Annotated in this window: 19 protein-coding genes; 16 read left to right on the forward strand and 3 right to left on the reverse strand. The window is 49.9% G+C overall.

Annotation, left to right across the window (positions count from 1 at the left end; translation table 11 throughout):
- Nucleotides 1-26 precede the first annotated feature (26 nt).
- The 4 genes from AC3Y23_RS03450 (at nt 27) to lipB (ending at nt 4,502) form a co-directional block, all read left to right on the forward strand.
- Entirely contained in the window at nt 27-1,058 is a 1,032-nt protein-coding gene (locus AC3Y23_RS03450; protein ID WP_379195611.1) for a thiamine pyrophosphate-dependent dehydrogenase E1 component subunit alpha, read from the forward strand.
- A 3-nt stretch (nt 1,059-1,061) separates the two neighbouring features.
- Nucleotides 1,062-2,048: an alpha-ketoacid dehydrogenase subunit beta gene (locus AC3Y23_RS03455; protein ID WP_379195613.1), complete on the forward strand. Its 987-nt coding sequence runs from the start codon at nt 1,062-1,064 to the stop codon at nt 2,046-2,048.
- Nucleotides 2,049-2,276: 228 nt separating this feature from the next.
- Nucleotides 2,277-3,737: a dihydrolipoamide acetyltransferase family protein gene (locus AC3Y23_RS03460; RefSeq protein ID WP_379195615.1), complete on the forward strand. Its 1,461-nt coding sequence runs from the start codon at nt 2,277-2,279 to the stop codon at nt 3,735-3,737.
- A gap of 63 nt (nt 3,738-3,800) precedes the next feature.
- A complete protein-coding gene (lipB, locus tag AC3Y23_RS03465) occupies nt 3,801-4,502 on the forward strand; it encodes a lipoyl(octanoyl) transferase LipB (RefSeq protein ID WP_379195774.1) in 702 nt (233 codons plus the stop codon).
- A gap of 88 nt (nt 4,503-4,590) precedes the next feature.
- Here lipB and prli42 read toward each other — a convergent pair whose 3' ends face one another.
- The gene (prli42, locus tag AC3Y23_RS03470) at nt 4,591-4,692 is read right to left on the reverse strand and encodes a stressosome-associated protein Prli42 (protein WP_379195617.1); all 102 of its coding nucleotides are present in this window, start codon (nt 4,690-4,692) and stop codon (nt 4,591-4,593) included.
- 86 nt (nt 4,693-4,778) lie between these two features.
- Here prli42 and AC3Y23_RS03475 point away from each other — a divergent pair, with 86 nt between their 5' ends.
- Nucleotides 4,779-5,906, forward strand: a complete 1,128-nt coding sequence (locus tag AC3Y23_RS03475; protein ID WP_379195619.1) for a M20/M25/M40 family metallo-hydrolase — start codon at nt 4,779-4,781, stop codon at nt 5,904-5,906.
- A 631-nt stretch (nt 5,907-6,537) separates the two neighbouring features.
- Here the strand turns inward: AC3Y23_RS03475 and AC3Y23_RS03480 are convergent.
- Nucleotides 6,538-6,741: a hypothetical protein gene (locus AC3Y23_RS03480; RefSeq protein WP_379195621.1), complete on the reverse strand. Its 204-nt coding sequence runs from the start codon at nt 6,739-6,741 to the stop codon at nt 6,538-6,540.
- Nucleotides 6,742-6,906: 165 nt separating this feature from the next.
- Nucleotides 6,907-7,080: a hypothetical protein gene (locus tag AC3Y23_RS03485; RefSeq protein WP_379195623.1), complete on the reverse strand. Its 174-nt coding sequence runs from the start codon at nt 7,078-7,080 to the stop codon at nt 6,907-6,909.
- A 43-nt stretch (nt 7,081-7,123) separates the two neighbouring features.
- On the opposite strand from AC3Y23_RS03485, the gene AC3Y23_RS03490 reads away from it, so the two are divergent.
- The 11 genes from AC3Y23_RS03490 (at nt 7,124) to AC3Y23_RS03540 (ending at nt 17,930) form a co-directional block, all read left to right on the forward strand.
- Nucleotides 7,124-7,732 (forward strand): NUDIX hydrolase, encoded by a 609-nt coding sequence (locus tag AC3Y23_RS03490; protein ID WP_379195625.1) that lies wholly within the window; start codon nt 7,124-7,126, stop codon nt 7,730-7,732.
- Complete coding sequence (locus tag AC3Y23_RS03495; RefSeq protein ID WP_379195627.1) at nt 7,723-8,922, forward strand: endonuclease Q family protein; 1,200 nt, start codon at nt 7,723-7,725, stop codon at nt 8,920-8,922. The genes AC3Y23_RS03490 and AC3Y23_RS03495 overlap by 10 nt, the downstream gene beginning before the upstream one ends.
- A 104-nt stretch (nt 8,923-9,026) precedes the next feature.
- A complete protein-coding gene (gene spoIIM, locus AC3Y23_RS03500; protein WP_379195629.1) occupies nt 9,027-9,677 on the forward strand; it encodes a stage II sporulation protein M in 651 nt (216 codons plus the stop codon).
- A gap of 91 nt (nt 9,678-9,768) precedes the next feature.
- Nucleotides 9,769-10,233, forward strand: coding sequence for a ferric iron uptake transcriptional regulator (fur, locus tag AC3Y23_RS03505; RefSeq protein WP_379195631.1), 465 nt, complete (start codon nt 9,769-9,771; stop codon nt 10,231-10,233).
- Nucleotides 10,234-10,437: 204 nt separating this feature from the next.
- Nucleotides 10,438-10,671 (forward strand): DUF4227 family protein, encoded by a 234-nt coding sequence (locus tag AC3Y23_RS03510; protein ID WP_379195633.1) that lies wholly within the window; start codon nt 10,438-10,440, stop codon nt 10,669-10,671.
- A gap of 165 nt (nt 10,672-10,836) precedes the next feature.
- Nucleotides 10,837-11,760, forward strand: coding sequence for a site-specific tyrosine recombinase XerD (xerD, locus tag AC3Y23_RS03515; RefSeq protein ID WP_379195635.1), 924 nt, complete (start codon nt 10,837-10,839; stop codon nt 11,758-11,760).
- Nucleotides 11,761-11,923: 163 nt separating this feature from the next.
- Nucleotides 11,924-13,102, forward strand: coding sequence for a phosphopentomutase (deoB, locus tag AC3Y23_RS03520; protein WP_379195637.1), 1,179 nt, complete (start codon nt 11,924-11,926; stop codon nt 13,100-13,102).
- Nucleotides 13,103-13,149: 47 nt separating this feature from the next.
- Nucleotides 13,150-13,974, forward strand: coding sequence for a purine-nucleoside phosphorylase (locus AC3Y23_RS03525; RefSeq protein ID WP_379195639.1), 825 nt, complete (start codon nt 13,150-13,152; stop codon nt 13,972-13,974).
- A 59-nt stretch (nt 13,975-14,033) separates the two neighbouring features.
- Nucleotides 14,034-15,365, forward strand: a complete 1,332-nt coding sequence (locus AC3Y23_RS03530) for a pyrimidine-nucleoside phosphorylase (protein WP_379195641.1) — start codon at nt 14,034-14,036, stop codon at nt 15,363-15,365.
- A gap of 232 nt (nt 15,366-15,597) precedes the next feature.
- On the forward strand, nt 15,598-16,644 hold the full coding sequence (locus AC3Y23_RS03535) for an acyltransferase family protein (protein ID WP_379195643.1): 1,047 nt from the start codon (nt 15,598-15,600) through the stop codon (nt 16,642-16,644).
- Between the two features lie 359 nt (nt 16,645-17,003).
- The gene (locus AC3Y23_RS03540) at nt 17,004-17,930 is read left to right on the forward strand and encodes a class I SAM-dependent methyltransferase (RefSeq protein ID WP_379195776.1); all 927 of its coding nucleotides are present in this window, start codon (nt 17,004-17,006) and stop codon (nt 17,928-17,930) included.
- Nucleotides 17,931-18,061 lie beyond the last annotated feature (131 nt).

Below are 18,061 nucleotides of genomic sequence, written 5' to 3' on the forward strand. Positions count from 1 at the left end.
ACCAAACTTTAGGAGGTACCTCATTTATGGAATTGCAAGGTACTGTAGAAATCGTTAACCGACATAAGCAGCTTGGACTCAGCGACGGCCAGGTCATTGATATGTACAGATATATGCAGCTCTCTCGCAAATACGATGAGCGCAGCCTGTTGCTGCAGCGCGCCGGAAAGATCAATTTCCATGTCTCCGGTATCGGCCAGGAGGCGGCCCAGGTGGCAGCGGCTTTTGCACTGGATCGGCAGAATGATTATTTTTTGCCATACTACCGCGATTATGCTTTCGTATTGTCTGTCGGGATGACGGTGCGTGAATTGATGTTGTCCGTCTTCGCTAAAGCAGAAGACCCTAACAGCGGTGGCCGGCAGATGCCAGGCCATTTCGGCAGCAAACGTCTGCGGATCGTAACCGGATCAAGTCCGGTAACGACTCAGGTGCCGCATGCGGTTGGCTTTGCGCTGGCTGCCAAGATGAAGAAGAAGCCATTTGTTTCTTTTGTCACCTTTGGGGAAGGCTCCAGCAACCAGGGAGATTTTCATGAAGCATGTAACTTTGCAGGGGTCAACAAGCTTCCAGTTATTATTATGTGCGAGAACAACCAGTACGCCATCTCCATTCCGGCCCACCGCCAGCTTGGCGGGAAGGTCAGCGACCGCGCGTTAGGTTATGGATTCCCGGGTATTCGTGTTGACGGCAATGATCCGCTGGAAGTGTATCGTGTAGTGAAGGAAGCGCGCGAACGAGCGTTAGCTGGTGAAGGTCCTACCTTGATTGAAGCGATGATGTACCGCTTAGCGCCGCACTCGACTTCTGATAACGATCTGGCTTACCGGACGAAGGAAGAGGTTGACGAGAACTGGAAAAAGGATGGCGTAGCCCGTTTCCGCGATTATTTGACAGCGCTGGGACTTTGGAGCGAGGAGCAGGAACGTGATCTCGTGGCGGAGTGCAATCTGGAGCTGAAAGAAGCGATTGAATACGCGGACAATGCACCGTTCCCGAAACCGGAAGATACGCTGCTGCATGTGTACAGCGATTCCCAGTCACAAGGAGGGGTATAAGACATGGCTATGATGGAATATATTGACGCTATTCGGCTGGCAATGAAGGAAGAAATGGAGCGCGATGACTCCGTCTTCGTACTGGGTGAGGATGTAGGTGTAAAAGGCGGCGTATTCACGACAACCAAGGGACTGCAGGAACAGTTCGGTGAAGAGCGTGTTCTGGATACACCACTTGCGGAATCCGCGATCGCCGGGGTTGCCATCGGTGCAGCCATGTACGGTATGAAGCCGATTGCCGAGATGCAGTATTCGGATTTCATGCTGCCAGCAACCAACCAAATTATTAGTGAAGCGGCCAAAATCCGTTACCGTTCCAACAATGATTGGGACTGTCCGCTGGTGATTCGTGCACCTATCGGTGGCGGTATCTTCGGAGGCCTGTACCATTCACAGTGTGCTGAATCCATCTTTTTCGGTACACCAGGCTTGAAAATCATAGCACCATACTCGGCCTATGATGCCAAAGGGCTGCTGAAGGCCGCAGTACGTGACCCCGATCCGGTCCTGTTCTTTGAACATAAAAAATGCTACAAGCTGATAAAAGGGGACGTTCCCGAAGGTGACTACACAGTGCCGATCGGTGAAGCGAACCTGCTGCGCGAGGGCAGTGATATTACGGTCATCAGCTATAGCCTCCCGTTGCATTTTGCCATGCAGGCAGCGGAAGAACTGGAGCGTGAGGAAGGCATCACCGCACATATCCTCGATCTGCGTACGTTGCAGCCGCTGGATACAGCTGCGATTATCGCTGCAGTTCGTCAAACGGGCAAGGTGCTGATCGTTCATGAGGACAACAAATTCGGTGGTGTCGGCGGTGAGGTCGCAGCCATTATTGCCGAGCATTGCTTGTTTGATCTGGATGCCCCAATCTTCAGACTCTGCGGTCCGGATGTACCGGCCATGCCGATTAGTCCGCCAATGGAGAAATTCTTCATGCTTAGCAAGGATAAAGTGAAGGCAGAAATGCTTCGACTGGCACAATACTAACATTCATTTGTTTTGCGGAGCGAATGCTTTCGAAGTCAAGTTTTACTGCGTAGTAACTCAAGGAGTATAGCTTCGTAAAACTAAGCGGTTGCTTTCGAAGTCAAGTTTTACTGCGGAGTAGCTCAAGGTGTATAGCTTCGTAAAACTAAGCGGTCGCTTCGGAAGCCAGTTTTACTGCGGAGTAACTCTAGGAAGCATAGCTTCGTAAAACTTTTAAGGAGTGAAATTATGTCTGACAATCAAAAGTTGACCGACGTGGTTATGCCTCAGCTCGCGGAATCGCTTGTGTCGGCAACCATTGGCAAATGGCTGAAGAAACCGGGCGATCCGGTGGAGCAGTATGAGCCGCTGTGTGAACTTATTACGGATAAAGTAAATGCTGAGCTGCCTTCTACTGTTGATGGAATTATGGGCGAGCTTCTGGCTGAGGAAGGCCAGACGATTAACGTAGGCGAAGTGATTTGCCGTATTGCTGTACCTGTATCATCTTCTGAAGTGGGTTCGGTCGCAGCCAGCGCAACTCCGCAATCGCCTGTTGGCGCTGTGGCAGCACAGGCAGTACCAGTTACTCCGCCAGCTGGAAGACCTGCGATTTCTGCTTCATCTGCTGATGCTCCGATGCGTGCCCGCTATTCTCCGGCCGTTCAGACGCTGGCAGCAGAGCATAACATTGATTTGACTGCTGTTAGTGGTACAGGCATGGGCGGACGCATTACCCGTAAGGATGTGCTGTCGTACTTGGAAGCGGGAGGTGCCACTGCTGCTGGGCAAAATGTAGCACAAGCTCCTGCTCCGACTACGACTACGACGCAGGCGCCAACATACGTACAGGCACCAACATATGCACAGACACCAACTCCGGCAGTTCCAACTGCATCGCCAATGGCGGAAGAAGCATCGGCACCGCTTGAGCCGGTTCGCCATTCTGGATTGCACTTAAGTGAATCCCCGCGAATTCCATCAATTGAGATTGAAGGAGCGCAAAATGGCGCTTCCGAATACTTGATCGATGTCACACCGATCCGTAATACCATTGCGACCAGAATGCGCCAAAGTGTGTCGGAAATTCCACATGCCTGGACCATGATTGAAGTGGATGTAACCAATCTCGTTGCTCTGCGCAACAAGCTAAAGGATGATTTCAAGCGCAAGGAAGGCATTAATCTGACTTACCTGGCTTTTATGATGAAAGCAGTGGTTAGTGCTATTAAGGATTATCCGATCATGAACTCGGTCTGGGCGGTTAACAAAATCATCGTGAAGCGTGATATCAACATCTCGCTGGCTGTCGGCACGGAAGACTCCGTAATGACTCCGGTGATCAAGAAGGCCGATCAGAAGAACATCGCGGGTCTGGCTCGTGAAATTGACGAACTGGCACAGAAGACTCGGGAGGGCAAGCTGCGCCTCGATGACATGCAAGGTGGAACCTTTACCGTCAACAATACCGGCTCATTTGGTTCGATTCTGTCTTATCCAATAATTAACTATCCGCAGGCGGCAATACTGACCTTTGAATCCATCGTGAAAAAGCCGGTTGTCATCAATGACATGATTGCCGTGCGTTCCATGGCGAACATCTGTCTGTCGCTCGATCACCGGATTCTCGATGGTGTGATTTGTGGACGCTTCCTGCAACGTGTAAAAGATAATATTGAAGGCTATACGCCGGAAACGAAGCTTTACTGATCCATACCCGGCCCATCACAGGAAACAGAGACTCGCTAAAGGGGACCCTGACGCATGGAGAATTTGAATGATCAAAGGCTGCGTATTTCCTATACACCATTGATGGAATATGGTCCAGCATGGGAGCTGCAGAAGAAGCTTGTGCAAGGGATTGACCGTGGCGAGCAGCCGGAGCAGTTGATCCTTTTGCAGCACCCGCCTACCTATACCATCGGATCGCAGAATCATCCCGAGCATCTTCTTTTGGACAGTGTACAATTGAAGGAACAGGGCATTGCTTTGTTTGAAATCGACCGCGGCGGGGATATTACATATCATGGGCCCGGACAATTGGTCGGCTATCCGCTATTGAAGCTGGGCGAACAGGGCAGAGTGGATCTTCATGGCTATTTGCGCACTTTGGAAGCAGTAATTATTGATTATCTTGCTTCTCATGGCATCGTAGGCAGCCGTAAGCCGGAATATACAGGTGTATGGGTAGGCGATGAGAAGATTTGCGCGATCGGTGTGAAGTTTAATAAAAGCAAACATCGCAGAGGGTTTATTACCAGCCACGGCTTTGCTTTTAACATTTCTGCGGAAATCGCCCGCCAAGGCTTTCAGGGCATTGTCCCCTGTGGCATTACGGAGTATGGGGTGACCTCTCTGGAGGCATGCGTTGGTCACTCAGTGGAGATTGAGGAAGTGGCACAGTCGCTGATTCCTCATTTTCTGCAGCATTTTCCTTTTGATAGTGAAGCCATTTCGTCCTGGAATGAACTTTAAGTGTGATTGGGTCCCGGGAAAAATGGAAAATCCAAATAGCGGCCGGGAGAACCCTGGCCGCTATTATTATCGTTGCCTGTGCAGGAGATTAGCCGACAAGGAAGAGCTCGATGAAACCTAGCAAGGTGGATGCGATCATGGCGATCAGCATAACGTAGATAACGATACGAAACCATTTTTGACGTTGCATGAGTGACTCCTTTTAAATTAGTTTAAGTTATGAACATATCACAATTACAACTATTGTAACGTATCCGCGAAAGAGAGGGAAGTCCAGTGATTGTACAGGACCGATTGATACAGGAATTTATGGAGCTTGTCCGTGTGGACAGTGAGACGGGAAATGAACGGGAAATTGCCGATGTGTTGACGAGCAAGTTCAAAGCGCTGGGTCTGGAAGTTGTCGAAGATGACTCCCAGGAGCGGACAGGACATGGAGCGGGCAATTTGTTTGTCACATGGCCTGCAGATCAAGGAGTAGTGGCGCCTAAGCTACTGTTCACTTGCCATATGGACACAGTGGTGCCCGGTAAAGGCATTAAGCCAACTCTGCATGAAGACGGCTGGATTACAAGTGACGGAAGCACGATCCTGGGTGCAGATGATAAAGCCGGATTAGCGGCACTGTTTGAAGCGATTCGGGTGATCCAAGAGCAAGGTCTGCCGCATGGACAGATTCAGTTCGTTATCACAGCCGGAGAGGAGTCGGGGTTGTTGGGCGCACGTGCTATGGACGCGAAGCATTTGGACGCTGAGATTGGTTTTGCACTGGACTCTAATGGTGAAGTAGGTGCGATTGCCGTGTCTGCACCGACTCAGGCGAGAATTACTATGCAAATTTACGGGAAATCTGCGCATGCCGGGGTTAATCCAGAGGACGGAATTAGCGCTATTCAAGTGGCCAGCAAAGCGATCTCGGCAATGAAGCTGGGCAGAATTGACAGCGAAACTACGGCCAATATTGGCAAATTCGCTGGCGGCGGTCCGACGAATGTCGTATGCGATCATGTGCAGCTCGATGCGGAAGCACGTAGTATTGTACAGGAGAAGGTGGATCGGCAGATTGAATCCATGCGCGAAGCGCTGGAGACAACGGTCCGCGAATATAACGCAGAATGTGAATTCCGCAGCGAAGTGATCTATCCGGCGTTTAGCTTCAATCAGCATGATCCTGTTGTGCAGCTTGCAGACCGTGCGATCACGTCGCTTGGCCTGACAACGCGCCTGTTTGCTTCCGGCGGCGGCAGCGATGCCAACGTGTTCAACGGACTGAAGGTGCCAACAGTCAATCTTGCCATTGGTTACGAGCACATCCACACGACCCAGGAGCGAATTAAGGCTGCGGATATCGCCAAAGCCGCTGAACTGGTGGTCGCCATCATTCAGGAGAACGTTAAGGGATAGGCTGGCTACAGCCCCTCCCTGCTGAACTCAACACAAAGAGCTGTTATCTGACTGGCATACTGCCAGAACAGGTAACAGCTTTTTTCGTATTATTAGGTCAGCCAGAAAATTCTGATTGGCCTATTTTTGTAGGTGTTTTAAGATGGCGGTAGCCGAAAAAGGAGACGGTGAGGTGCGCGTGTAATGCGCAAAGGTAGGGTAGATGCGAGTTACCTGAAAAGGTGAGTAGGTACGAGTGACATGAGGAGGTGGAGTAGATGTGAGTCACGTAAGAAGGAAAAGTAGCTGCTAGTCACGTGAAAAGATGGAGTAGGTGCGTTATGTTAAGAGATGAGGTAGATGCGCGTCACTTGAAAAGGTGAATTGGATGCGAATTATGTGAAATGATGAAGTGAAATCGAGTTACATGAAAAGGTAGGTTATCCTGTCGTAGCTTGTGTTATCGTGAAGGTACATACGTGTTATGAGAAAATAACTGGAAAAAGTCACGTTAATTCTGGTGAATCCGCTATAGATCAAGAAATAACAGGATTTACTCCTGTTATTTCAGGCCCAAGCCCAGCTTATTGATTGATATTCCTAAATTAACGGGAGTTTTTCCCGTTATTTAGTTCTGGATGAGTAAATGGCTTCAAATAACAGGAGAAATTCCGGTTATTTTCCTCTTAGTCATCCATGTGCTGTCTATGTCGCCCATCGATGTTATTGCTGCTACCGCTACTCTCACTATTGCTGCTGTTACTGTCACTGCTGTTACTGTCACTGCTGTTACTGTCACTACCGCCACAGCCCCTGCTACCACAGCCATTGCCGCTACAGCTACTCTTACAGCCACTGCCACTGCTCCTGTCCCCGTTGTACCCTATGTTTGTTTTTATTTTAGCCGATCTGTACCACACATCCTTCGTACGTTGACCAAACATAATCGGATGTATAGAACCTCTTTTGTCATTTGGAAATAATATGGGGTTTAATTGGAATTTTAATGAAGTGAATGTATTTATCCAGCCTTGGGCGAGCGGGCCCGTGCTTCGTCATGCAGGGAGAGGACGTAAGCCAGCGGCATATCCCTACCATATCGCTCGATCCATTCGGCCAGCACGGCCTTAATTTGCGTTGGTGATCCTGCCATCATGACGGCGGCTGAGCTTGTACGGCTGAAGAACTTGTTCATGTCCGTTACCTTCTTTCCTGATAAGTTTGCTATAATACACCGTATGCAGAACAGAGATAAAGGAGACCAGAATGTGATGGAAAATAATCAAAAACGAAATAGCAATCCGGCCCTGGATGAAGTAACCTTGTCCACTCAGCCGATTTTTGATGGGAAGATTATTACCTTGCAGGTGGACACGGTTCAACTGCCGGATGGCAATACCGCGACCCGTGAGGTCGTGAAGCACCCAGGTGCTGTCGCGGTGCTGGCACTGAACAACAACAAACTGCTGGTGGTGGAACAGTATCGGCAGCCGATGCTTCGAACTGAGGTAGAAATTCCCGCAGGCAAGCTAGACCCGGGCGAGGATCCACTGGTCGCTGCTCACCGGGAGCTGCAAGAGGAGACAGGCTTTCATAGCGGTGATTTGAAGCACCTGAAATCGTTCTACACTTCACCTGGATTTGCTGATGAGATCATACATTTGTATGTCACAGAGAATGCTCAGGTTGGAGAGATGGACCTGGATGAGGATGAGTTCCTGGAAGTATCGGAGCTGACACTGGAGGAAGCGTATCAATATATTGCGGACGGGCGTATTGCCGACGCCAAAACGATGATGGCCGTGTACGCCTGGCATCTGTATACGTTGACCGGACAATGGCACTAACACCGGAACTTAAGACCTTTTATGCTGACTTGCATGTCCATATCGGGAGGACATCGGAAGGCCAGCCTGTCAAAATCAGCGGCAGCCGCAATCTCACGTTTGCGAATATTGCCAGGGAGGCAGCTGAACGCAAGGGCATCGAGCTGATTGGAATCATCGATTGCCACTCTCCAGGCGTACAGCGTGACATCCGGAGTGCATTGGACTCGGGCGAGATGACGGAGGCTGAAGGCGGGGGGATCACCTACCGCGGAACGACTATCCTGCTAGGTTCGGAGATCGAAATTCGTGAGCCGGGGCGAAAAGAGTGCCATGTCCTGGCCTTTATGCCGGACTTAGAGACCATGACGGATTTTAGTCACTGGATGAGTCATCACATGACTAATGTGAATCTTAGCTCCCAGCGTCTGTATGCACCGGCACAAGTGCTGCAAGATGAGATTTACGAACGGGGCGGAATATTGATTCCGGCCCATATCTTCACACCGCACAAAGGAATTTATGGCTGTTCTGCCGAGCGGATGGCCGATATTTTCGATTTGGAGCGCATTGCGGCAGTTGAACTGGGGCTGAGTGCGGACTCGGAGATGGCTAGTTATGTGTCGGAGCTAGACCCGTATACCTTTCTGACCAACTCTGACGCTCATTCTCTGGGCAAAATCGGCCGGGAGTACAACGCACTGGAGCTGGCCAAGCCTTCGTTTGCAGAGCTGCGTTTGGCCCTGGAACGAAAGGACGGGCGAAGAGTGAGCGCCAATTACGGGCTTAATCCGCGGCTCGGCAAGTACCACCGGACATACTGCGGCGGCTGTGGCAGCATCATTGATGAAGCCTATGCCACCTCAGAGCGCTGTCCTTACTGCGGGAGTCTCAAACTGGTGAAGGGCGTGCTGGACCGAATTATGGATATTGCTGACCGCCAGGCACCGCAGGTGCCAGGTTATCGGCCACAGTATCATTACCAGGTGCCGCTTGAATTTATTCCGGGGCTCGGCAAGGCCAAAATGAAGCTTTTGCTGGACGCGTTCGGAACAGAGATGAATATCTTGCATACCGCCCGGGAGGATGAGATTGCCGCAGTGGCCGGGACGGATTTGGCTTCAAGCATTGTCGCTGCTCGCTCAGGTACACTTGCGTTGTCAGCAGGTGGCGGAGGAACCTACGGCAAGGTTGTCCGGGAAGACAAGTAGCTAAGGACGCTGGAACCCCCAGGTCCACCTCGGCGTAAGGACAAGTCATAGAAGTGGATGTTGTCTCATATGGTGTAACATACACCGGAAAGGAGCACATCCCGATGCGTAATTTAAGGCAGATGATGAAGGAGCAGACGCCTCTCTATATTTTTGTCGCCGTACTGTTTCTAGTGGGGGTGGTCTTCGGCGCTCTCATTGTGAGTGCGCTGACCATGGACCAACAGCAGGAACTGGGTGACTATTTGGGGAACTTCTTTGTCACCGTAGACCAGCAGGGGCTTCCGGGGGCAGCGGAATCGTTCTGGAGTATCGCAGTCTTGCATCTCAAATGGGTGGGTCTGATCTGGATTCTGGGCTTGTCCGTCATTGGACTGCCGGGCATTCTTATTCTTGATTTTCTCAAAGGGGTCCTGATTGGTTTCACGGTAGGTTGTCTGGTTAGTCAATACTCTTGGCATGGCTTGTTGTTTGCTCTGGTCTCGGTCGCTCCGCACAACCTGGTGCTGATTCCGATCCTGCTGGTTACCAGTGCAGCTGCGATTGCTTTCTCCTTGCTGATGATCCGCAGCAGAGTGCTGGGGCGAACCCGTTCACCCATTACCCGGCCGTTTGCCATGTACACCTTACTGTCCTTTGCCATGGCTCTTCTGATCTTGGGCGTAGCTTCCTTTGAGACTTGGGTCTCACCTGTGATGATGCGCTGGGTCACCCCATCGCTCGTACAAGCTCTGTCCCTGCTAACCGCTCATTAAAACCGTTTGACTTCTCAAAGCGACTCCCCCTATAATAAAAGAAGTGGTTTGAAGCCCGGTGTGGTTAATTTTCCAAGGGGGAGGGAGACAGGTGGAAGCCCGAATAGATAAAATCAAGCAACAGCTACAATCCCAAGGATACAAGCTAACACCTCAACGGGAAGCGACCTTAAGAGTGCTGCTGGAGAATGAAGAGGATCACTTAAGCGCGGAAGACGTGTTCATGCTCGTCAAGGAGAAGGCTCCCGAGATCGGTCTGGCGACCGTATATCGTACCTTGGAACTGCTCAGCGAGCTTCATGTCGTAGAGAAGATCAATTTCGGTGACGGCGTGGCAAGATATGATCTGCGCACAGATACGGCGAAGCATCATCATCACCATCTAATCTGCGTGCAATGTGGCAGTATGGATGAGATCCGTGAGGATTGGTTAGGTCCGCTGGAAGAGCGACTGGAGAGGGAGTACAATTTCTCGGTGCTTGATCACAGACTAGATTTTCATGGAATATGCCATCGCTGCAAGGACAAGAACAATACGGACGGCGAGCCGTCCTGAGCAAGATTATAGATGAAGATTTACCGCACAAAGCTCTCCTACGGCTAGATGGCCGGGGGGAGCTTTTTGAATGAATCTGCCGGTTTTCTTGAATCAGGGGGAAGATACATAACGTTCCATTCCATCGCATAAGTTGAAGGACGGGCCTATTTGAATGATCAGAGGAGGCCTGATCCTTGTCAATAACGTGGAGGGGGAATATTGATGATCGTTTCTTTGCCCAAAACGGTGCGGCGGATGTATTTTCTGCTTATGTTTGTGCTGCTAAGCTACTTGCTTTATCATGTCATGAGCTTCATCGGCGAGTGGATCAACCCGATCAAACAACAAGACATCCCGGAAGGCACCGCGGTCCGGGCTTTTCATGATGCCCACTATGGCAGTGAAGGAATGAAAGCGGGAGAGCGTCTGCGCTACTATTACTGGTATGGTGAATGAGGGTATACAGATAGAAGCAGGAAAAAGGTTGAACTATGTCGAATGAAGCTAAGGTGAGCTTGGGCATAATTTGGCCGAGTCCTTTTTGGCAGCATCATTTGAAAGTCATGCCACGGAAGGCAGGCCGTCACAAGAGTAGCTGCGTTAGACAGGAGCGTGAATGAGATGAGGTCACACTTGCAGCCCTTTATGCTTTATTTGTCCAGGGATAAAGGATTGTCAGCGAATACGCTGGAATCTTACGGGCGGGATGTGTCGCAATTTCTGGATTTTGCGGAAGGGCGGGGCGCAGCATCACCAGATGATATCAGGAAGCCGTTAGTTATGCTGTATCTCGGCTCACTGGGTGCGGCAGGCAAGGCTGCCTCGACGGTGAACCGGAATACAGTGTCGCTCCGCGCTTTTTTTCATTACTTAATGAAGGAACAATTGATGTTTCAGGACCCAACCCTGGAGATGGAATCCATCAAGCCGGACAAGAAGCCGCCGATGGTACTGACGGTTGCGGAGATTGAGAAGCTGCTGGCAGCACCCGATCAAAGCACTCCTCAGGGGATGCGCGACAAAGCGATGCTAGAGCTGCTCTATGCCACAGGGATTCGCGTGTCGGAACTAATCTCACTGGATGTCGGCGATGTGCATACCGGGATGAAATATGCCCGTTGCACAGGAACCTCTGGCAAGGAGCGAGTGGTCCCCATTGGCGTAATTGCTGCAGAGGCGGTAGCAGCGTATACTGCCGATATGCGGGACAAGCTGCTGCGACATCATCAGGAGGAGCCGGCATTATTTCTGAACAGTCTGGGGGGACGCTTGACAAGGCAGGGCTTCTGGAAGGTTATCAAGAAATATGCGCGTGAAGCCCATATTGAGCAGGACATAACGCCGCATACCCTGCGTCATTCCTTCGCAGCCCATCTGTTGGAAGGCGGTGCAGATCTGCGCTCCGTACAGCAGATGCTGGGACATGCGGATATTTCGACGACCCAGATCTATAGCGGTATTGCCCGCAAGAATATGAAGGAAGTCTATGAGCAGCATCATCCCAGAGCATTGGGGCATGAGGCTAAGGATGCTTTTTATGAGTAATATGGGTATGATGGAATCATACTGAAAAGATAGGCCTCACGGGAACAGCCGGCGGTCCTCTTTTCACGAAGAACGGATACAGTCCTTATAGTGGCGGTACAACCGTTTCTTCCTGTTGGGTACAACCATCAAATCAGTCACATAACGAAGGAGTGAGACGGTCATGTCTTCATTTAAACGGATTGGCTTTATAGTTCTAGACAGTGTAGGGATTGGTGAGGCACCGGATGCAGCAGGTTTCGGGGATGCCGGTTCCCATACACTTGGACATATTCTGGAGCGGGTGCCGGGCTTACAATTGCCTAATCTGCAAAAACTCGGTCTGGCTAATATTGCTCCTCTACCGCCGTTAGCACCAGTAGAGGCACCGACTGGATATTACGGTAAAATGCAAGAGGTATCGGTAGGCAAGGACACCATGACCGGCCATTGGGAGCTCATGGGGCTCAAGATTGAAGTTCCTTTCAATGTGTACCCGGATGGTTTTCCGGCAGAGCTGATCGAGAAATTCGAGAAGGCAACCGGTCGTAAGGTAATTGGTAACAAGCCTGCCTCCGGCACTGATATCCTGGTGGAGTACGGGGAAGAGCAGATGAAGACGGGGGCCTGGATTGTTTATACCTCGGCAGACAGCGTGTTCCAACTTGCCGCACATGAGGATATTATTCCGCTTGAGGAACTGTATGAGGCTTGCAAAATCGCCCGCGAGCTGACCATGGCTCCCGAGTTCTCGGTAGGTCGCGTCATTGCCCGCCCATATGTGGGCGAGCCGGGACATTTCGTCCGTACGCCAAACCGCCACGATTATGCGGTGAAACCACCGGAGCCGACCGTGATGAACGCACTCGCCGATATCGGCAAGGATGTCATTGCTGTGGGCAAGATCAACGATATTTTTACAGGAGAAGGGGTTACCGCTTCTTATCCGACGAAGAGCAATGAGCATGGAATTGAGGTTACTATCGATGAGCTGCGCAAGCCATTCAATGGATTGCTGTTCACTAACCTCGTGGATTTCGACTCCCTGTATGGACACCGCCGGGACCCGGAAGGTTACGGGCGAGCGCTGGAAGTGTTCGACAAAGCACTGCCAGATATTATCGCTACACTGGGTGAGGAAGACCTGCTGATTATTTCGGCAGACCACGGTAATGATCCGATTCATGCCGGAACGGACCATACCCGCGAATATGTGCCGCTGCTTATTTACAGTCCAGCGCTGACAGCTCCGGACAGTCTGGGCATCCGCCATACTTTCTCCGATGTTGCGGCTACCATTGCCGATAATTTCGGGGCTAAGGCGCCGCAGTACGGGACAAGCTTCCTGGCAGAATTACAATAGAAACCAAGGATTACAACTGCTTTACCAACTTCAAGGGGGAAATGACAATGAACGTAGTTAGCCAAAATCAGATTCAAGAAGCCGCAATTTACATTAAAGAAAAAAGCACGGTAGCACCAGAGATCGGTTTGATTCTTGGTTCGGGTCTTGGCGTACTAGCCGACCTGATTCAAGACGGAATCTCGATCCCATATAATGAAATTCCACACTTTCCGGTGTCCACAGTAGAAGGACATGAGGGAGAACTGCTGATCGGTACGATCGAAGGCCGCCGTGTGGTAATGATGAAGGGTCGCTTCCACATGTATGAAGGGTATGGACCAGAAACGACAGCTTTCCCGGTACGTGTGATGAAGGAGCTTGGTGTAACCAGCTTGCTGGTAACCAATGCTGCGGGCGGAGTGAATACAGAATTTGAGCCAGGCGATTTGATGCTGCTTACCGACCACCTGAACCTCACCGGACGCAACCCACTGATCGGCCCGAACGATCCGGCGCTAGGCGGACGCTTCCCGGATATGTCGACCGCATACAGCCCGCGTCTCATCAAGGTAGCGAAAGAAGCGGCAGCAGCACAGAATTTCGAGTTCAAGGAAGGCGTATATGCCGGACTGCTGGGTCCATGCTACGAGACACCTGCTGAAGTTAGAATGTTGCGCATACTTGGTGCTGATGCTGTAGGCATGTCCACCGTATCGGAGACAATTGTTGCCCGTCATGCAGGTATGGAAGTGCTGGGTATTTCCTGTATCACCAACATGGCGGCCGGCATTCTCGATCAGCCACTTGATCATGGAGAAGTTATGGAGACAGCTGAGCGTGTGCGCGAAAGCTTCTTGAAGCTGGTATTGGGCTTTATTCCAAACATGTAGTCACAGGCTACAGCTGTGGACTTTATTATCTATCCCGCATTCCAAGTGGAGGTTACAGGATGAGAGCAGTAGACATTATTCAGAAGAAAAGAGACGGCGGCGAGCTTAGCAGCGAAGAGATTGCATTTCTGATTCAAGGCTACAGCCGTGGCGATATCCCGGATTATCAGATTTCGGCTTGGGCAATGGCGGTTTACTTCCAAGGGATGAATGCCCGGGAGACCGGGGACTTGACGCTGGAGATGGCCAAGTCTGGCGATCAGGTAGACCTTAGCCCGATCGCAGGCGTTAAGGTAGATAAGCACTCCACTGGCGGAGTTGGCGACAAGACGACCGTCGTTCTGGCACCGCTTGTTGCGGCTGCAGGTGTACCTGTCGCCAAGATGTCGGGGCGCGGCCTCGGTCATACCGGCGGTACCATCGACAAGCTGGAGTCTATCTCCGGCTTCTCTGTGGAGATGGATCGCGAGCGCTTTTTCGCTCAGGTTGGCGAAATCGGCGCCGCTGTTATCGGTCAGTCGGGCAATATTACGCCTGCTGACAAGAAGCTGTACGCGCTCCGTGACGTTACCGCTACGGTAGAGTCCATTCCGCTTATCGCGAGCTCCGTTATGAGCAAGAAGATCGCTGCTGGAGCCGATGCCATCGTGCTCGATGTCAAGACCGGCAGCGGCGCCTTCATGAAGACGCTGGACGATTCCATTGCGCTGGCGCAGGCCATGGTTGACATCGGCACGCATCTGGGCCGCAACACGGTCGCGGTGATCAGCGACATGGACCAGCCGCTCGGCTTCGGCATCGGCAATGCGCTGGAGATTAAGGAAGGCATCGAGACCCTCAAGGGCCAAGGTCCGAAGGACCTGGAAGAAGTCAGCCTGATCCTGGGCAGCCATATGCTGGTGCTAGGTGGCAAGGCGCGCGACGAAGCTGAGGCAAGGGCTATTTTGAAGTCTCACATCGCGGACGGTTCCGCGCTGGAGAAGTTCAAGCAGATGGTAGCTGCACAAAGCGGAGATGTGACGCAGATCGAATCTCCGGACAAGCTCCCGGCAGCGAAACGCCTGATTGAAGTCAAGGCACCTGCGTCAGGGTATGTCGACGGCATTCAGGCTGAGGAAATTGGTATCGCTGCTATGCTGCTGGGCGCTGGACGTGAGACGAAGGAATCGATAATCGATCTTGCGGTCGGCATTTACCTGACCAAGAAGGTTGGCGATGCTGTAGCGGCTGGCGAGACGCTTGCAGTGCTTCATGTCAATGATGCTGCAGAAGACAAGGTGGCTGAAGCCGAGAGCAAGGTTATTGAAGCTTACCGGATCTCTTCCAGCCCGGTGGTACCACCGCCGCTTGTCTATGCCTTAGTCACCAAAGACGGTGTCACGCGGTATTAAAAGGTACTGTTGTACCTATGCCAATAGGGAAAATGAACGATAGCTTTTTTTAGGCTTAAACTATGGGTCATCCGGTCAACGGATGGCCCATTTTTAATGGAATAAGGGCGTTTCCTCTAGGTCCCCAGCATGAAAGTTGCAGGAAATAATCATTTTAAAATTGAAATGACCATCTCTCTCCCCTATACTATCTTCACAAAAGAGAACACATATGGGAGGAGTTGGAGTACGCATGGAGAAAAGGCGCGAGCTGTGGATTGACGCGGCTAAAGGCCTAAGTATTATTTTTGTGGTGATGGGACATTCGGGTGATGCCTTCGCCAATCAGTATTTGTCCTGGTTTCGGATGCCGTTGTTCTTCTTGCTGAGCGGTATGGTATTCAAGCCAGTGGACCCGGCACGCTACATCGAGTGGGCAGTGAAACGGACTAAGGGGCTGATGACGCCCTATATTGCCTACGGATTACTCATTACGATTATTCTGCTCTTGTCTACACTTAATTTAAAAGGGTTTGCCGAAAATATCGCTAGGCTACTTTATGGAGGCTTGTCGCTGACGGGTCCCTACGGTGTGTTCTGGTTCATTACCTGCTTGTTGTTCACCCAACTGATCTTCGGGTACATTACCCGTTTCCGCGGCGCGACCCAATTCATCCTGATCGTCTCGTGTTACCTGCTGGCTCATGTGATTTCTATGACTTCCCTGAAGAACTATAATCTCCCTTGGAACATCGATGTGTCCTTGCTGGCGATTACTTATTATGCCCTTGGGTACTATGGGAAGAAGGCGATTCCGGCTATTATTGGTCGCTGGTTCATAGTTCCGTTCATATTGCTGCTAAGCGCGACTGCGTTCTATTTGGATCATGCCGGGATAATCAGCTACAGCCTAAATATGAAATACAAGCAATATGATGCGCTGCTGCTGGATCTGGTCATTCCGCTAGTCATCTCGTTGACGATCTGCGCCTTGGTGTTCTGGCTGTCGAAGCTGTTACCGCTGAAATGGCTGGGAGATCTGGGACGTAATACGATTGCGATCATGTACCTGCATTTGCCGATCAATTATGCCCTGAAGTATCTACTGGGGACGGATTATGGACTGGTAGCGTTCACGCTGGTGGGTGTGGTGATTCCGCTGTTACTCGCTATGGTGATCATCCGGTTTCCAGTTCTGTCGAGACTCTATCTCGGCCATAGTGGCAAAAGCCGTCCAGCTGTAAGCTACAATGAGCGTGGAGCGGCCCAGAATGCCGTTAGCACCGAATCCATTTCATAAATCCATAAGTGAGCATCTAATCATCGATAACTAGTTGTACATGGTTTAGGTATAACTAGAGACTGTATGCAAACCTATTTGAGTCATAATCAGATAGAGAATAATGTCAAAAAAAGACTTGAGTTACCACCTGCTTTGAGCAGGTGGTAACATTTTCAATTCCCGGTGCGGACAGCTATTGTTGATGATTCAATTATATTGTGTTGAATAGGACTGACTCTAAGTCGTGGAAAATTATATTATTATTTGGGGAGGAAAACGTATTGAAACCAATTGAGTCGAACGTAACAGCTTTAGATTCAGCATTTGACCGAACATACAATAGTGAAAGCGACATACCAGAAGAATTAGACACTTCTGTGGAAACAGATTCAGAACAAAATGGGGCTAGTTTAACTTCCTTAATATCAGCTTTTGGTAAGGCGTATCATAGTAGGTATGATTCACCGAAAGTGGTAGATGATTTTATTGTAAATAAGTTGCTTTCCAAAGAGGAATTTTCAGCTATCAGTAAAAATTTGATTGACGGTATACAATTTTTTAATAAAGATATCGGAGAAAGGTTTAAAGATGAACCAGATAAAATTTTAAAATGGATTACACAAGTTCAGGTATCTTCAGTACCTCTAGCGCGCTCTGCCTATTGTGAAAAAATATTACTTAATGAAGTGAAGTCTGGCCTAAAGCAATATGTCATATTAGGCGCTGGCCTGGATACTTTCGCACTCCGGTTTCCGGAATTACAAAGCAGTTTAAAGATCTTTGAAATTGATCATCCGGATACACAAGTGTTAAAGAAAAGAAAGCTAACAGCTGCTAAATTCGACATCCCTGATAATCTTTATTTTGTAGCAATGGACTTTACTACTGAGTTTTCTCATCAGAGCTTGGTAAAGGAAGGATTTGAAAACGAGAAAACGTTCTTTAGCCTGTTGGGTGTCACATATTATTTATCAAAAGAAGAAAACGCTTCCTTGCTGCAACATTTTTTTGCAAATGTCCCATCAGGTAGTTCTATTGTGTTTGATTATGCAACTGAAAAACTTTTTGAAGAAAAGGGAATGTCGAATCGGGTGGAAAACCTGGTGAAATTTGCTGAAGCAAGCGGGGAACCGATGAAATCAGGATTTACATATGATGAAATTACAAGCATGTTGGAAAAGTCAGGATTACAAATTAAAGAGCATCTATCACCTGAAATGATGAACAAACTCCTATTTAAGAATAGGACGGATTATTTGTCTGCATTCGAGACAATACATTATATTCATGCTGTAAAAAAATAGTTTTCTAAGCCTAAAGCCTATTAAACATTACTTCCAAGTCGCTAGTTATCGCACCTATTCGGATTGAAATCCGCATTATGAGATGGATTCTGCCAGAAAATAATTCTGATTTTTCCCTGCAAAATGGAATA

The sequence above is a fragment of the Paenibacillus sp. MAHUQ-45 genome (genome assembly GCF_058133325.1).

Bases quoted from the DNA above. Each gene is read 5' to 3' on its own strand.
- AC3Y23_RS03450 (WP_379195611.1), top strand. From the start codon at position 27: ATGGAATTGCAAGGTACTGTAGAAATCGTTAACCGACATAAGCAGCTT.
- AC3Y23_RS03455 (WP_379195613.1), top strand. From the start codon at position 1,062: ATGGCTATGATGGAATATATTGACGCTATTCGGCTGGCAATGAAGGAA.
- AC3Y23_RS03460 (WP_379195615.1), top strand. From the start codon at position 2,277: ATGTCTGACAATCAAAAGTTGACCGACGTGGTTATGCCTCAGCTCGCG.
- prli42 (WP_379195617.1), bottom strand. From the start codon at position 4,692: ATGCAACGTCAAAAATGGTTTCGTATCGTTATCTACGTTATGCTGATC.
- AC3Y23_RS03485 (WP_379195623.1), bottom strand. From the start codon at position 7,080: ATGAACAAGTTCTTCAGCCGTACAAGCTCAGCCGCCGTCATGATGGCA.
- AC3Y23_RS03490 (WP_379195625.1), top strand. From the start codon at position 7,124: ATGCAGAACAGAGATAAAGGAGACCAGAATGTGATGGAAAATAATCAA.
- AC3Y23_RS03495 (WP_379195627.1), top strand. From the start codon at position 7,723: ATGGCACTAACACCGGAACTTAAGACCTTTTATGCTGACTTGCATGTC.
- spoIIM (WP_379195629.1), top strand. From the start codon at position 9,027: ATGCGTAATTTAAGGCAGATGATGAAGGAGCAGACGCCTCTCTATATT.
- AC3Y23_RS03510 (WP_379195633.1), top strand. From the start codon at position 10,438: ATGATCGTTTCTTTGCCCAAAACGGTGCGGCGGATGTATTTTCTGCTT.
- xerD (WP_379195635.1), top strand. From the start codon at position 10,837: ATGAGGTCACACTTGCAGCCCTTTATGCTTTATTTGTCCAGGGATAAA.
- deoB (WP_379195637.1), top strand. From the start codon at position 11,924: ATGTCTTCATTTAAACGGATTGGCTTTATAGTTCTAGACAGTGTAGGG.
- AC3Y23_RS03525 (WP_379195639.1), top strand. From the start codon at position 13,150: ATGAACGTAGTTAGCCAAAATCAGATTCAAGAAGCCGCAATTTACATT.
- AC3Y23_RS03530 (WP_379195641.1), top strand. From the start codon at position 14,034: ATGAGAGCAGTAGACATTATTCAGAAGAAAAGAGACGGCGGCGAGCTT.
- AC3Y23_RS03535 (WP_379195643.1), top strand. From the start codon at position 15,598: ATGGAGAAAAGGCGCGAGCTGTGGATTGACGCGGCTAAAGGCCTAAGT.